This is a genomic window from Actinomyces oris, assembly GCF_001937445.1.
GTDB classification, from domain to species: Bacteria; Actinomycetota; Actinomycetes; order Actinomycetales; family Actinomycetaceae; genus Actinomyces; species Actinomyces acetigenes.
On the sequence record NZ_MSKS01000002.1, the window covers coordinates 19,058 to 32,480 of the forward strand.

14 protein-coding genes are annotated in these 13,423 nt (G+C 69.8%); 4 read left to right on the plus strand and 10 right to left on the minus strand.

All coding sequences use genetic code 11. The features are described from left to right. Positions 1-159: 159 nt before the first annotated feature. Both BKH20_RS00715 and BKH20_RS00720 read right to left on the minus strand, forming a co-directional pair. Positions 160-588 (minus strand): carboxymuconolactone decarboxylase family protein, encoded by a 429-nt coding sequence (locus BKH20_RS00715; RefSeq protein WP_075389531.1) that lies wholly within the window; start codon positions 586-588, stop codon positions 160-162. Next, positions 585-1,115 carry a MerR family transcriptional regulator gene (locus tag BKH20_RS00720; protein ID WP_075389532.1) on the minus strand — a complete coding sequence of 177 codons (531 nt, stop codon included), beginning with the start codon at positions 1,113-1,115 and terminating at the stop codon, positions 585-587. The genes BKH20_RS00715 and BKH20_RS00720 overlap by 4 nt, the downstream gene beginning before the upstream one ends. 85 nt (positions 1,116-1,200) lie before the next feature. Here BKH20_RS00720 and BKH20_RS00725 point away from each other — a divergent pair, with 85 nt between their 5' ends. Beyond that, the gene (locus BKH20_RS00725; protein WP_075389533.1) at positions 1,201-1,509 is read left to right on the plus strand and encodes a thiamine-binding protein; all 309 of its coding nucleotides are present in this window, start codon (positions 1,201-1,203) and stop codon (positions 1,507-1,509) included. A 108-nt stretch (positions 1,510-1,617) separates the two neighbouring features. Here the strand turns inward: BKH20_RS00725 and mtnN are convergent, their stop codons facing one another. The 3 genes from mtnN to BKH20_RS00740 form a co-directional block, all read right to left on the minus strand. After that, positions 1,618-2,361, minus strand: a complete 744-nt coding sequence (mtnN, locus tag BKH20_RS00730; protein ID WP_075389534.1) for a 5'-methylthioadenosine/S-adenosylhomocysteine nucleosidase — start codon at positions 2,359-2,361, stop codon at positions 1,618-1,620. A 358-nt stretch (positions 2,362-2,719) separates the two neighbouring features. Next, on the minus strand, positions 2,720-3,673 hold the full coding sequence (locus BKH20_RS00735) for a hypothetical protein (protein ID WP_075389535.1): 954 nt from the start codon (positions 3,671-3,673) through the stop codon (positions 2,720-2,722). Positions 3,674-3,997: 324 nt separating this feature from the next. Then, positions 3,998-4,621: a TetR/AcrR family transcriptional regulator gene (locus tag BKH20_RS00740; RefSeq protein WP_075389536.1), complete on the minus strand. Its 624-nt coding sequence runs from the start codon at positions 4,619-4,621 to the stop codon at positions 3,998-4,000. A 129-nt stretch (positions 4,622-4,750) separates the two neighbouring features. Here BKH20_RS00740 and BKH20_RS00745 point away from each other — a divergent pair, with 129 nt between their 5' ends. Further along, positions 4,751-7,099, plus strand: a complete 2,349-nt coding sequence (locus BKH20_RS00745) for an MMPL family transporter (RefSeq protein WP_075389537.1) — start codon at positions 4,751-4,753, stop codon at positions 7,097-7,099. Between the two features lie 300 nt (positions 7,100-7,399). Here BKH20_RS00745 and BKH20_RS00750 read toward each other — a convergent pair whose 3' ends face one another. After that, the gene (locus BKH20_RS00750) at positions 7,400-8,359 is read right to left on the minus strand and encodes an AlbA family DNA-binding domain-containing protein (protein WP_430793217.1); all 960 of its coding nucleotides are present in this window, start codon (positions 8,357-8,359) and stop codon (positions 7,400-7,402) included. Between the two features lie 217 nt (positions 8,360-8,576). Beyond that, the gene (locus BKH20_RS00755) at positions 8,577-9,059 is read right to left on the minus strand and encodes an S-ribosylhomocysteine lyase (RefSeq protein WP_075389539.1); all 483 of its coding nucleotides are present in this window, start codon (positions 9,057-9,059) and stop codon (positions 8,577-8,579) included. Between the two features lie 40 nt (positions 9,060-9,099). On the opposite strand from BKH20_RS00755, the gene BKH20_RS00760 reads away from it, so the two are divergent. Together BKH20_RS00760 and BKH20_RS00765 are read left to right on the plus strand one after the other, a co-directional pair. Then, positions 9,100-9,924: an alpha/beta fold hydrolase gene (locus BKH20_RS00760; protein ID WP_075389563.1), complete on the plus strand. Its 825-nt coding sequence runs from the start codon at positions 9,100-9,102 to the stop codon at positions 9,922-9,924. Positions 9,925-10,073: 149 nt separating this feature from the next. Further along, positions 10,074-11,393, plus strand: a complete 1,320-nt coding sequence (locus BKH20_RS00765; RefSeq protein WP_075389540.1) for an AI-2E family transporter — start codon at positions 10,074-10,076, stop codon at positions 11,391-11,393. 215 nt (positions 11,394-11,608) lie between these two features. Here BKH20_RS00765 and BKH20_RS00770 read toward each other — a convergent pair whose 3' ends face one another. The 3 genes from BKH20_RS00770 to BKH20_RS00780 form a co-directional block, all read right to left on the minus strand. Next, positions 11,609-11,812 carry an ROK family protein gene (locus BKH20_RS00770; RefSeq protein WP_075389541.1) on the minus strand — a complete coding sequence of 68 codons (204 nt, stop codon included), beginning with the start codon at positions 11,810-11,812 and terminating at the stop codon, positions 11,609-11,611. Next, positions 11,809-12,294 (minus strand): nucleotidyltransferase domain-containing protein, encoded by a 486-nt coding sequence (locus tag BKH20_RS00775; RefSeq protein ID WP_075389542.1) that lies wholly within the window; start codon positions 12,292-12,294, stop codon positions 11,809-11,811. The genes BKH20_RS00770 and BKH20_RS00775 overlap by 4 nt, the downstream gene beginning before the upstream one ends. A gap of 81 nt (positions 12,295-12,375) precedes the next feature. Further along, the gene (locus BKH20_RS00780; protein WP_075389543.1) at positions 12,376-13,323 is read right to left on the minus strand and encodes an ROK family glucokinase; all 948 of its coding nucleotides are present in this window, start codon (positions 13,321-13,323) and stop codon (positions 12,376-12,378) included. Positions 13,324-13,423: the final 100 nt, after the last annotated feature.

The following is a 13,423-nucleotide window of genomic DNA, read 5'->3' on the forward strand; positions in this document are numbered from 1 at the left end:
AAAGGCGGGGGCAGGTGCTGAGCGTGCCAGATGAAACCGCATGGTCCTGCGGTTCCTGCTGCTCAGTAAAAGGTGCTTGGACCTCTTTGTCACAGATTTGGACACGTACGCCTCTGTCGCGACCTGCTGAGGCCGCGCGATACGGGCCGATGCGGACGATCAGTCGGCGGCGTCGCGCTCGGCGAAGACCTCGCGGGCCACGAAGGTGGCGTTGAGCGCTCGCGGGAAGCCGGCGTAGACCGAGGCGTGCAGGATCGCCTCGACGATCTCCTCGCGGGTCAGCCCCACGTTGAGCGCAGCGCCGATGTGGATCCTCAGCTGCGGCTCGCAGCCACCCAGGGCCGTGAGCACGCCGATTGTGACGAGCTGGCGGCTGCGCGGGTCCAGGCCGGGGCGGGCGTAGACGTCCCCGAAGCCGAAGGCCGCGATGTGGTGGGCGAGCGCCGGGCTGATGTCCGCCAGGGAGTCGATGACGGCCCGGGCGGCCTCGCCGTCGACCGAGCGGGCGACTTCCAGGCCGCGCTCGCGCCGGGCCAGGTTCTCGGGGCTGTTGACGTCGTGCTGGGGGTGAGTGGTCTCAGCGGTCATGAGGGGTTCTCCTTGTCAGTGTCGAAGGTGTCGATGTCGTGTGCGGTGGCCTGCTCCTGCAGCTCCCGCGTGTAGGCGGCGATCTTGTAGTCGGTGGCGGATAGCGCCAGCTGGAGCTCATCGATTCGGGTGCGCAGGACACTGCGGTGCTCGGTGAGCATGGCCAGGCGCTCGGGTACCGTGTCCCGACCGGCCTCGACCATGTCGACATAGCGCTGCAGGTCGCTGATCGTCATGCCCGAGGTGCGCATCCGGGTAAGAAAGACCAGGCGCCGCACGGCCGTGGCGTCGTAGCGGCGGTACCCGGAGGCGTCGCGCCCGACCCGCACGAGCCCGATTCGCTCGTAGTAGCGCAGAGTGTGGGCGCTCACCCCCAGGCGGTCGGCGGTGGTCGCGATGTCCCATCCGGCCGCACCGGGCCCGTCTGTAGGCCCGAGGTTGTCGCTGCGTGGGACGGAGGCGAGCCGGAGAACCTCGCGGAGCCGGGCGTCGTCGGGCTCGCTGCCTGGGGCGATCGTGCTGGTCATGCCTGAGACCGTAGAGCTTCGAGCGCGCTCGAAGGCAAGAACGCTCGGAGCGGCGGTCCGGGCAGCGCGAGGCTAGCCTGGCCGCATGCTTGTTGCCTTTTCCGTGTCCCCGACCACCACCGACGACCCTGATGGCTTGGTCTCCGAGGCGGTGGCCCGGGCTGTGCGCGTGGTGCGCGACTCCGGCCTGTCCCATGAGACGACCTCGATGTTTACCACGCTCGAGGGTGAGTGGGACGAGTGCATGGACGTGGTCAAGCGAGCCTGCGAGGCGGTCGCCGAGGTGAGTCCGCGCGTGGCGCTCGTCCTCAAGGCCGACATCCGCCCCGGCTGGACCGGCCAGATGACCGCGAAGGTCGAGCGCGTCGAGGCCCGCCTGCGCCAGGCCGACTGAGCGGCGCCCGACAAACCGACCAAAACTTCACAAACGACGCGGCTCCGGGTCGATTCTGAAGATTCTGTCGAAGTGTGGGTGGGGAGGGAGGCGCGGGGCGTCAGCGACTCATCCGAGCAGAGCCAGGGCGACCGCGGCGCTGCGGGCGGCGGCCTCCTCGGCGGCGATGTGGAAGTCCTGGCCCGCCTCGGGGCCGCACAGGTCTGACACGCCGCGCACCGAGACGAAGGGGATGCCGGCGCCCGCCGCCACCTGCGCCAGCGCCGTCGACTCCATGTCCGTGCTCAGTGCCGTGGGGAACACCTCGCGGGTGTCGGCCATGTTCGCGGCCGTCACGAAGGAGTTGCCGGCCAGCATCTGACCGACGCGCAGCCGCGCCGAGCCCGACGATGCCGTGGCGCCGCGCAGGGCCTCCTGGCCCACCTGCTCCAGACGCTCCAGCAAAGCCGGGTCGCCGGTGAAAGTTTCTGGCTGGCCCGGGGTCTGGCCGCGGGCATAGCCGAAGGCGGTGGCGTCGGCATCGGTGTAGGCCAGGCTCGCCGAGGCGCACACGTCGCCGACCTCGACCTGCCGGCCGAGCCCGCCGGTGGTTCCCGCCGAGACGACGGCGCTGGGACGGACCCGGGCCAGGACCGTCGCCAGCGCGCTCGCGGCCGCCACGAGCCCGATACCGCTGCGCACCACGATGAGCTCGCGCTCGTCGCCGGGAAGCTGGAGGGACCAGGCGCGTGCGGCCCCCGGCAGGATCGGCGCCTGGGCCGCCGCGCGCTCGGGCAGGGCGTCCAAGAAGGGCTGGACCTCCTCGGCCATGGCGCAGGAGACGATGACGGGCGCGGCACAGGTGCGACTCACACGCCGAGCCTACAGGGGCGGCCGAGCCCTGAAAGTGTCCAGAGGGGACGGCTTTGACGGCCGATCGCAGCCACGATCAGGAAGTAACAGGGCGATGACCTGGGCTTTTGTCAACCGCGGTGCGGCTGCCGTGATTCAAAGTCGTCCCAGATGGACAGAATCGCTGCATGGTGACTCTGTCGGTGTCGTTGCCTCTGGAGACATGCTGCCGTCACACGCCCGCGGGTCAAGAGCTGGGGCGTCTGGTTCCTGGGCGGGGTAGGTACGGCGGATGCGCTCGCCAACGATCCAGGTGACGGTTCCCTCCGGTTCGTCTGCCGTGCCCGTCGCACTCGGAACCTATGAGGTAAGAGCGCCATCACCCTGCCTGGAGCGGGATGATCGGGGTGATCCCCATGCGCATGGCGATGGGGGCGACAATTTCGACCGTGCTGTGCTGGAGGACCTGTCGGCTAGTCAGACGCACTGGAACGTGACTCGCGGTGAGTGCGGCCTGGTCGCGCAGGTGGTCGTGCTCCCAGTCGAGATGGGAGGAGTGAAAGGCGTAGCCGTCCGTCTCGATGAGAAGTGCTGGGTGACTGTCTGCTCGAAGCGCCTTGGTGTCGGGCGTGAGACCGGGGATGAGGTCGTGTGGATGAGCTGTCAGCACCAGATCCACCTCTCCAACGCCCGGGACGAACACCGCCGTCGCCGGCCGGTATCCCGCCTCTTCCAGCTCGTAACGAGCGATCGTCTCCAGAAGAGAGCGGGCATCGGGGAGCGACCGCCACACAAGCGTGCGGGAGCGGTGGTTTCGCGGACCCCGTAGGAGGCTCTCAAGCTGAGAACGGGTCGTCAGCCCAAGTCGAAGGGCCGCATCGAGCGCGATGAGTGCATCAAGCTCATCCGCACAACGCAGGTAACAGATGAGTGCCTGCTCCACGGGTGCCACCGGTGCCGCATCTGCGGCGGGCAGAATGAGTCCACTCAACCGATGGGTGACGACGTGTCCGATTGCGTCCGGTATGTGACCCTGGTTGCAGGGGATGGCGATATGCAACGTTGTGGGCGCTGATTGCAGCGGTAGGCCGTAGTGCTGCATCGCGTGGGCGCAGGTGATGACACCCCTGATGCGTCGGCAGAGGATGAAACGAGGGTCGGCGCCCTTCAGTGCGGCCACGTGGTTCGGGTGAAGAGTGACGAGCCCGTCGGCGGCGGCTCGGGCAACCAGACGACGCTCGGTCCGCGTGCTGCACAGCGTGCTCAGGCGTGCTGCTCCCTGGTAAGCGGCGAGACGCGTCAGCAGTCCCTCGATCCTGGATGACTTATCCATATGTAAATGATGTCAAACATCATCAAAACGCGCCTTGCTGGAGTGGGGGGTTGTGGACTGAGGTGTGTCCGTTTTGTCCAGAGGGGACGACTTTGACGGCCGATCGCAGCCACGATCAGGAAGTAACAGGGCGATGACCTGGGCTTTTGTAGACTGCGGTGCGGGTGCCGTGATTCAAAGTCGTCCCATCTGGACAGATTCGCCGCACGGCAGTTCTGTCGAGGCGCTGTAGAGAGCGTGCAGTGGGGGTCGGTGGGGCGGTGGCCTTCTGTCGGGGTGGAATCCGTCGCTTCGCCAGGAGGCAAGCTCTGGTGCGGGGTGACGTCAGGCGTCGCCGGCCTTCGTCGGCGTGCTCAGCCCGATGATGACCGCCTCGATGAGGTCGCGCAGCCTGCCACAGTCGATGTTCGCGGCGATCGAGTCCATGAAGAGCAGGCTGACGATATCGGCCAGGCTCGCCGTGGGGACGGTGGGGCGGCGCCCCATGCGGGCGAGAACCTTCTCGACCGTCCCGGACAGTCTGGCGGTGAAATCGGCGCGCGCCGTGCCGGGGATCGTCGGGCTGTCGGGGTTGCGCAGCTGGAAGAGGGAGTACTCCGTGGTCAGCAGGTAGATGGTGCGGGCCTCGGGGCGGATGGCCTCGAGCAGCTCCATGAGCGAGTCCATCGTGGGGGCGCCCTCGAAGGAGTCGATGGCCTGCGTGACCCGTGACAGCAAGGTGTTGGAGCGCGTGACGATGGCCTCGGTGAGGATGTCCTGGAGCGAGGAGTAGTTGGAGTAGAAGGCGCCCCGGGTGAAGCCGGCCTGCTTGACGACGTCGTCAATGCGAGTGCTGGCGATGCCTTTGGAGGCAACGATGTCCGCAGCCGCCTCGATGAGGCGGGCGCGGGTGTTCTCCCGCTTGCGCAGCGTGCGCTCGGTGGCGGGCGGGTCGGTGCTCGGTGTCATGAGACCTCCCACCTTACCGGCGCCGTGGGGGTGCGAGGAGTCACAACGTCCTGGGTTTCAATACATGAATGTATCCAGTACGTTTGCGTATCGAATTCGATCATCTCCGTACCTTCTGGAAGGCCTGCCATGTCCAACTTCCTCTTATCCCTGGGGCGATGGTGCGCTCGTCACGCCACCCGGGTCCTCGCCGCCTGGGCGCTGCTCATCGCTGCCCTCGGCGGTGTCGTCGCCACTACCGGCATCCAGCTCGACGACACCTTCACGATCTCCGGCACCGAGTCGATGCGGGGCCTGGAAGTCCTCTCCGACCGGCTGCCCCAGGCGGCCGGCACCAGCGAGCAGATCCTCATCACCAGCTCCAACGGCCGCATCGAGAACCACGCCCCGGCGGTCAACGCCTTCGCCCTTCGGGCCTCACAGATCGACGGTGTCGCCACGGTCTCCCCGCCCTTCGGGGACAAGGCCGCCGGGGTCGCGTCAACCGTCTCCGCCGACGGCACCCACGTGCTCGTCCAGGTGCAGACGGACGCCTCGGTCGGCTCCATCACCACCGGAACCACGCCGAAGGCCAAGACCGTCGCCCAGGACCTCGACACCCTTGCCGAGCGCGCCGAGGCCATGGACCCGTCCCTGACGGTCCAGCGCAGCGGCAACATCGACCAGGAGGTGGGGATCGGTATCTCCGCCGTTGAGCTCGTCGGCGTCGCCATCGCCGCGATCGTCCTGCTCATCACCTTCGGCTCCCTCGCAGCCGCGGGTACCCCGCTCGTCGCCGCCACCGTCGGCGTGGGCGTCGGCATGCTCGGCATCCTCGCGACGGCGAGCATCACCGACATCAACTCCACCACCCCGGTCCTGGCCGTCATGATCGGACTGGCGGTCGGCATCGACTACGCCCTGTTCATCGTCTCGCGGGCGCGCGAGTACCTCGCCGACGGCGTCGATCCGGCCGAGGCCGCCGGGCGGGCCACCGCCACCTCCGGAGGGGCCGTCGTCTTCGCCGGCACCACGGTCATCGTGGCCCTGTGCGGTTTGAGCGTGGCCGGCATCAGGTTCCTGACCACGATGGGCCTGGCCTCGGCGGCGGTCGTGGCGGTGGCCGTGCTCGTTGCCCTGACGGTCGTCCCCGCACTCATCGGCCTCCTCGGTCAGCGCCTGCTCCCGCGTCGCCGCAAGGCCGCCGGCGTCGGTGCGGACGCGGACCGGAGGCCGGCGTCCCGCTGGGTGCGCACGGTGACCCGCCGGCCCTGGATGACCATCGGCGCCGTCGTCGTCCTCCTGGGACTGTGCGCCGTCCCCGCCAGCGGCCTGCGCCTGGCCCTGACCGACAACGGCTTCGCCGAGAAGGGGACGCAGCAGCGCGAGACCTACGACGCCGTCGCCGCGGCCTACGGCGAGGGCTACAACTCCCCGATCGTCGTGATCGCCGACATCTCGCAGCCCTCCGGTTCGGTCGCCGCGGTCCAGGGCCTGGCCCATGACCTCTCCCAGCTCGACGGCGTCGAGGGAGTCTCCCTGGCCACTCCCAACGAGGACGGGACGCTCGCCTTCGTCCAGCTCCGCCCCGAGAAGTCGCAGGCCGACCCCGCCACGATGGAGCTCGTGCGCAGTATCCGTTCCCACGCCGGTGATTACGAGAGCCGCTACGGGCTCAGCAACGTCATGGTCACCGGCCAGACCGCCGTCGCGATCGACGTCGCCGAGGAGCTCAACGCCGCCCTCATCCCCTTCGGCATCGTGGTGGTGGGCCTCTCGCTCATCCTCCTCATGGTGGTCTTCCGCTCCATCGCCGTCCCCGTGACCGCAACCCTCGGGTACCTGCTGTCACTGGGTGCGGGCATGGGGGCCGTGGGCGCCGTCTTCGGCTGGGGCTGGGCGGCCGACCTCCTGGCCGTCTCCAAGGTCGGTGCCGTCATCTCCTTCCTGCCGGTCATCGTCATGGGAGTCCTGTTCGGGCTGGCCATGGACTACCAGGTCTTCCTCGTCTCACGCATGCGCGAGGAGTGGGCCCGACGGCGCGGCGACGCGACTGCCGCAACGCCCGAGGCCCGCCGTGAGGCGGCCGCGGCGGCGGTCGAGGCGGGGTTCCAGGGCAGCGCGAAGGTCGTGGTGGCGGCGGCCGTCATCATGATCGGTGTCTTCATGGCCTTCGTCCACACCGACAACGTGTACGTCAAGCCCATCGCCCTCGGCCTGACCGTCGGGATCGCCGCCGACGCCTTCCTCGTGCGCATGACCCTCATTCCCGCGCTCATGGCGGCGCTGGGGGAGAAGGCCTGGTGGCTGCCGGCGTGGCTGGACCGGCTGCTCCCCGTCGTCGACGTCGAGGGGGAGGGCCTGGAGCAGGCACTGGAGCAGGAGGAGGCCGATGCGGGCCAGTCCGCCCGACCGGTGACGGACTGCTCGGACGATGAGGGCGAGGATGCTGAGGGCGCCGCGGACGCCGAGGGTAGGCAGGCCGCTGTCGTGTCCTGAGACTGGTGGCCGCGGTGTCTGGCGAGGGCGGGTCAGGTGGATTGCTGCCGGCCCGCCCTCGCCGGGGACATTGCGCGCGGTCGGATGCGTGTCCTTCCGGGCGGGGGCATTCGACGCCGTCGAGGGCCGTAGTCCGGTCCCCGGCCGTGCAGGATGTCCCCGCACGCATTGGGCCGGTCCACCGGGCCTCGCTTCGTCCCACCGCTGGGCCTTGCCTTGCCGCGCCCCATCACCAGGACCGGGCCCCATCACCAGGCCCCGGGGCCCGCTGTGTTCCGGCGGCCCGTGGTCTACGACGGCCTACTGACCGGTACCCTCGTCGTCCTGGGAGCCCGTGGCGGCGGTGACGGCCGCCGCCGGGTTGATGGGCAGCGCCCGGCGGGACTGGTCGCGGCGCAGCAGGAAGTTCCCCAGCCGGATCGGCCAGGCCACGTGGTTGATCCGCGGCCAGCGCAGCATGACGTAGTCGACGGCGTCGTCCACCTCCAGGCGCCGCGTCGAGTTGCCGACCCGCACCCACAGCGCCGCCCCGTCGCGCCCCTTGGCCGGCTTGAGGTAGACCGGCAGCGGGGACGGGGGCGCCGTCACCCGGCACACCTCCGCGGTCCCGTCCGGTGTGGGCGCGAAGTCCACCTGCGGCAGCGCCGCCGCGTTCGTGCCCATGCGCGTGCGCCACATGCCGCGCAGCCACAGCTCGAAACGGTCGGCGTCGGGCTGCTTGAGGGTGGCGTAGTCGGGGCCGAGCCCAATGAGGTTGCCGCCGTCATCGACGCCGAGCAGGAGCGTGCCGCCCGCGGAGTTCATGAAGGCCGCCACCGTCTTGGCCACGATCTCCTCCATGGCCTCATCGCGCTTGTCTGTGCGCAGGTTCCAGCGGGCCGAGGACTTGAACTCCAGGCGGTCGGACTCGCCCATCTGGGCGACTTCCGCGATCGGCAGCAGCGTGCGACGGTGCTGGACGCGCGCCAGCACCGCGGAGGTCGCGACCAGCACCACGACTGCCACGCCGCAGGAGGTCGCCAGCATCTTGACCGAGAACAGGTCGCCCTCGTCGAAGATCCACCCCGCCAGCAGCAGCCCCAGCCACAGGCCGATGAGCGCGATGAGCGTGGCCTCCGCATCCGACACGGAGACCCGTCCGCGCAGCAGGAACCGCGTCACCTGTCCCACGAGGTAGGACAGCAGGAGCAGCAGCGGCTGGGCGATGACCCACCAGATGAGGATGGGGTTGGCGGGATTGGCGATGACGGTGCTCTCCATGGTTGTCAATGCTTCTCGTCGCTTTTCGGGAAATCGGTGGGTTGGCGCCCCAGCGGGCGCGTGCGGAACAGCGTCAGGATACGGTGCCGGCCCCGTTGATCCGGGCCGACGTCGGAGCCCGGCGACGGCGCGACGTCTCACCCCGTCACTGTGCCGGGCCCGGTGTTGTCAGACTGTGAGGACTGTCCTCTCCTCGGCTCCTGGTCTTGGCGCTGTGTCAGGCCATGACCTGCGTCCACTCCTCGCGGGCGGCGAGGAAGTCGCGCACCGCCTCCTGGGCGGCGGCCAGCGAGTGGTTCGCCCCCCAGCCGCACTGGACCTCGTTGGCCGCCGGCACCTCCTGGGCGGAGAGGATGTCGCGGAAGGTCGCCTCCAGCAGCGGCAGGAACTCCTCGGTCCCCACCCCCAGCATGAGGGCGTAGAAGCCGGTCTGGCAGCCCATGGGGGAGAAGTCGATGAGCCGGTCGGTGTGGTTGCGCATGAGCTCGGCGCTCAGGTGCTCGATGGAGTGCACGGCCTCCATCTCCAGGTGTGCGCGGTTGGGCTGGCAGAAGCGCACGTCGTACTTGACGAGCACGTCCCCGCCGGGCAGCTCCTTGCGGTCGGCGACGCGCACGTAGGGCGCGGCCACCTTGGTGTGGTCCAGGTTGAAGGACTCGACGTTCATCCTCGGCGTGCTCTGCTGGCTCGTCTCGCTCATGGGCTCAGCCTACGGGGCGGTCACGGGGCAGGATGGGGGCATGACTTCACTGGCGCGCATCGTCGCGGGGCCCGACGCCGCCCCCACCCTGGTCCTGCTCCACGGCATCACCGGATCCGCGGTCTCCCTGGCCGAGGCCATCGACCACTGGGTGGGCCGCGGCTACCGGGTCGTCGCGGTCGACGCTCGCGGGCACGGCCTGTCCCCGCGGTGGGAGCCGGCCCAGCTCGAGCGGGCCGGGGAGGTCCTCGTGGGCGACCTCATCGCCGTCCTGGAGGACCTGGAGGCCGCCTCGCGCGGCCGGGCCGCCCTGGGTCTGCCGACGCCGCCGGCCCCGGTCGTCATCGGCCACTCGATGGGTGCGGCCACCGCCATGGTGGCTGCCGTCCGCCGCCCCGACCTGGTCTGTGGTGTCGTCCTGGAAGACCCCGCCCGCTTCGGCACCCGCAGCCCGCGCGAGCTCCTGGCCCGTGGCGCCGCCCGGGAGCGGGCCCGCGCCGCCGAGGTCGCCGACCTGACTGCCGCCGTCGGCCGCGCCCTGAAGACCATGCCCGACGCCGAGGCCCTCCCGGGCGTGTGGGCCTCCCAGCGCACCGACCCGGGCCTGCTGCTCACCGGCGTCGTCGCCCCCGAGGTCCCCTGGGACGAGGCCATGGCCGCGCTCGACGTCCCCGCCCTGCTGCTCACCGGCGACCGGCCCGGCAGCGCCCGCGTGGGCCGCGAGGGCCTGGCCACCGCCGCCCGCAACCCCCGCATCACCCCGGTCCTCGTGCCCGGGGCCGGCCACCAGGTGCGCCGCAGCGACCCGCAGACCTTCTACCGCGCCGTCGACACCTGGCTGGCCGAGGTCCTGCCGGTGGACTGAGGCGGGCCGGGGCCACCGGAGCGCCACCCGGCTGCCGCCGGACTGCCGCCCCAGCGCCGTCGCCGCGAGCGCGAAACGCGGAGAGCTCCCACGGCGCGCACAGGTCCGTCGGGGCGCAGCGCGCCGCCAGTCCGTGGGAGGATGCGCTCATGGCAGCTGTGTCGGAAAAAGCTCGGAAGGCCTCCGTTCCCGTCCCCGGGGAGCGCACGCAGGGGGAGACCATCGCCTACCTCCTGGCGGCACTGACCATTGGCGCGGTGGGGCTCTACCTCATCCAGGACCTCTTCGCCCCGGCCTTCTTCGCCCTGACCCTCGTGGTGACGGTCCGGCCGCTGGTGTCCTGGATGACGCGCCACCGGGTGCCGCGCGTGGTCGCGGCGACGGCGGCGATCGTGCTCATCTTCGCCTTCGTCGTCCTGCTGTTCGCGGCCCTGGCCGTCGCCGTCGCCCAGCTCGTCGACACCCTGCCGCAGTACGCCCCCAAGTTCCAGGCGATCTGGAAGCAGATCGAGACCCAGCTCAACAGCATGGGGGTCGACCAGTCCACGGTGCTCAAGCAGGTCACCAACGTGCTGGACACCTCCCAGCTCGTCATGGTGGCCCAGTCGGTCCTGGGGCAGCTGACCTCGGCCAGCGCGATGCTCGGCGTCATGTCGATGGTGGTCGTCTTCCTCATGTTCGACACCGCCAAGATCGAGATCCGCACTGCGGCTCTCAGTGTCCTCAAGCCGGGCATGGCCTCCGCCCTGGTCTCCTTCTGCGAGGCGGTGCGCTCCTACTGGATGGTCTCGACGGTCTTCGGTCTCATCGTGGCTGTCATCAACGCGGTCACCCTGTGGTACCTGGATGTGCCGATGGCCATCACCTGGGGCGTGGTCTCCTTCATCACCAACTACATCCCGAATATCGGGTTCGTCCTGGGCGTGGTGCCGCCGGCGATCCTGGGGCTGGTGGACTCCGGCCCCTGGACGGCGCTGTGGGTGGTGCTGTCCTACACGGCGGCCAACTTCGTCATCCAGTCCCTCATCCAGCCCAAGTTCACCGGGGACGCGGTGGGGCTCAACACGACGACGACCTTCCTGTGCCTGCTGTTCTGGTCCACCGTCGTCGGGGCGATGGGGACGATCCTGGCGGTGCCGCTGACCCTGTTCGTCAAGGCCCTCCTCATCGACTCCGACTCGCGCTCGCGCTGGGTGGGGATCTTCCTGTCCGCCGGCGACTCGCCCGTGCGTGACCCCGATGAACTCGACCAGGGCGTGCTCGACCAGCTCGACCTCGACGGCGACGGCGTCGGCGAGGCCGATCCCGACTACGGCCGGGCCGTCGTCGAGAAGCGCGCTGAGACGAAGGAGCCTGAGAAGGCCGGCGCCTTGGCCACGCGCGCCGACGGCGGAGGCGGCGTCGGGGGTGATGGCGACGGTGCCGGCGTCTCCGCGGCCGCGGACTCAAGCCGGGTCACCAAGGACTGAGCTCAGGCCTGCGCCCCGGCGCACTGATGGTCGCAGGGCGAGCCTGGCGCCCCAGGGAATCGGCGACTGCGTTTCGCCCCGAGAACGTACTTCTCCTCCAGATGACTGAGGTCCGCTTCCAGTCATCTGGAGGAGAACGCAGTCCTCGTGCAGAAAGTAAGTCCTCGACGACGTGGCCTCCGGTTCGGGCGGCCTGCGCCGGAGCCCTGCGGCCCTCAGGGCTGGCGGGCCAGGTCCGCGGCGCCGACGAGCCCGGCCTCCTGACCGCCCTCGGCCAGGCCGCCGGCGATGACGATGACCTCGGGGTCCAGCAGCGCGCACATGTCGGCCAGTCCCACCCCCAGCCAGTGGGTGAGCTGCTCGTAGCACTCCAGGGCTTCCGCGATGATTTCTGCAGTTGTTCGTCCTGCGGGGCTCATAGCGGGACCGCCTCGGAGAGGATCCGCTCGCGCATAGTTGGGCGGATGTTGGTGTCGGGCACGAGGTCGACGTCGGCATGCAGGATGGTCCCCAACTCGATCTCCAGCCCGGCCAGATCCATGAGCCCGAGTGGTTGATCCATGCGGAAGAGCAGGTCGATGTCGGAGCCCTCGTGCTCCTGCCCGGTGGCCACGGAGCCGAAAACGCGAACATTCGAGCCGCCGGCCGCTTTGACTGTCTCGATGACCTCTCGGCGTGCAGTCCGCAGCTGCTTGGCCAGCGGCGTGGTGCCGTGAAAGCGCAGAAGTCGGGAGACCTCTGGCTGGCTTCGGCCGATCAGCCGGGCGATCTCCTTCTGGGACAGGCCGTTTCTGGAAGCCTCGCGCACGGCCGCAACCAGCTGATGCCGAGCCTGACGGACTGCTTCATCCGTCTCCTGAGCGACGCAGACCAGGTTCTGACGCGTCTCCACAACAGACATGACACAAGTATAGCAAGTGCTATATCTGCTGAGTCGGCCTCAGTGCAGCCAGCTGGTTCGGCGACCGGTGCCCCGCGACCTTCAGGGCTGGCGGGCCAGGTCCGCGGCGCCGACGAGCCCGGCCTCCTGGCCGCCCTCGGCCAGCACCACCGGGATGGCGGGGCGGTGGGGGCCGGCCGTGAGGTTCTCGGCGAAGGCCCTGCGGGTGGGGGCGAGCAGGATGTCACCGGCCTCGGCCAGGCCGCCGGCGATGACGATGACCTCGGGGTCCAGCAGCGCGCACATGTCGGCCAGCCCCACCCCCAGCCAGTGGGTGAGCTGCTCATAGCACTCCAGGGCGGCCGGGTCCCCCTCGCGGGCCGCGGCGGTGACGGCCTTGCCGGAGATGTGCTCCGGGTTGCCGCCGGAGAGCTCGATGATGCGGGCCGCGTAGTCGGGGCGGAACTGCGCCAACTCCCAGGCGTTGATGCCCAGGGCCGTGCCGGCGCTGTAGCGCTCCAAGCACCCGCGCAGGCCGCACCCGCAGGGGCGTCCGCCGGGGACGACGTTGATGTGCCCGATCTCCCCGCCGAATCCGGCCGCCCCGCGCAGGAGGTGGCCGTCGACGATAATGGCCCCGCCCACGCCGGTGCCGATGGCCACGATAAGGGCGTTGCGCTTGCCCCGGGCCGCCCCGAAGCGGGCCTCGGCCCACCCGAAGGCGTTGGCGTCGTTCTCGACGACGACGGGCAGGCCCACGCCCTCGGAGACGACGTCGCCGATCCGCATCCCGGTCCAGTCCAGGTTGGTGCCGTGCGCCATCGTGTTGCGGTCGGAGGACACGAAGCCCGCCGCCCCGATGCCCACGGTGGCCGCGTCGGGGAAGTCCTCGCGCAGCCGGCGCACCACCGTCGTGATCGTGTCGATGATCGCCTGGCGGCTGAAGGCGGGGGAGTCGCGCCGAATCGTCTGAAGAACCTTCCCGTCGTCGTCGACGACGCCGGCTGCGATCTTCGTTCCGCCGACATCCACTCCGATGCTCAGTGCCATGCTCGCGCTCCTTAGTGAGATGACCGTTGGTGACGTCGCTGCTTGCGTCGTTGCTCGTCAGACGATCGATGGGACAGGTGGTGGAAGAATAGCGTCCCCC

Excerpts from the sequence above, each read along its gene's own strand:
- BKH20_RS00740 (WP_075389536.1), bottom strand. The coding sequence starts at position 4,621 with ATGACACCGAGCACCGACCCGCCCGCCACCGAGCGCACGCTGCGCAAG.
- BKH20_RS00760 (WP_075389563.1), top strand. The coding sequence starts at position 9,100 with ATGACTTCACTGGCGCGCATCGTCGCGGGGCCCGACGCCGCCCCCACC.
- BKH20_RS00715 (WP_075389531.1), bottom strand. The coding sequence starts at position 588 with ATGACCGCTGAGACCACTCACCCCCAGCACGACGTCAACAGCCCCGAG.
- BKH20_RS00725 (WP_075389533.1), top strand. The coding sequence starts at position 1,201 with ATGCTTGTTGCCTTTTCCGTGTCCCCGACCACCACCGACGACCCTGAT.
- BKH20_RS00755 (WP_075389539.1), bottom strand. The coding sequence starts at position 9,059 with ATGAGCGAGACGAGCCAGCAGAGCACGCCGAGGATGAACGTCGAGTCC.
- BKH20_RS00770 (WP_075389541.1), bottom strand. The coding sequence starts at position 11,812 with ATGAGCCCCGCAGGACGAACAACTGCAGAAATCATCGCGGAAGCCCTG.
- BKH20_RS00775 (WP_075389542.1), bottom strand. The coding sequence starts at position 12,294 with ATGTCTGTTGTGGAGACGCGTCAGAACCTGGTCTGCGTCGCTCAGGAG.
- BKH20_RS00780 (WP_075389543.1), bottom strand. The coding sequence starts at position 13,323 with ATGGCACTGAGCATCGGAGTGGATGTCGGCGGAACGAAGATCGCAGCC.
- BKH20_RS00745 (WP_075389537.1), top strand. The coding sequence starts at position 4,751 with ATGTCCAACTTCCTCTTATCCCTGGGGCGATGGTGCGCTCGTCACGCC.
- BKH20_RS00765 (WP_075389540.1), top strand. The coding sequence starts at position 10,074 with ATGGCAGCTGTGTCGGAAAAAGCTCGGAAGGCCTCCGTTCCCGTCCCC.
- BKH20_RS00735 (WP_075389535.1), bottom strand. The coding sequence starts at position 3,673 with ATGGATAAGTCATCCAGGATCGAGGGACTGCTGACGCGTCTCGCCGCT.
- BKH20_RS00720 (WP_075389532.1), bottom strand. The coding sequence starts at position 1,115 with ATGACCAGCACGATCGCCCCAGGCAGCGAGCCCGACGACGCCCGGCTC.
- BKH20_RS00750 (WP_430793217.1), bottom strand. The coding sequence starts at position 8,359 with ATGGAGAGCACCGTCATCGCCAATCCCGCCAACCCCATCCTCATCTGG.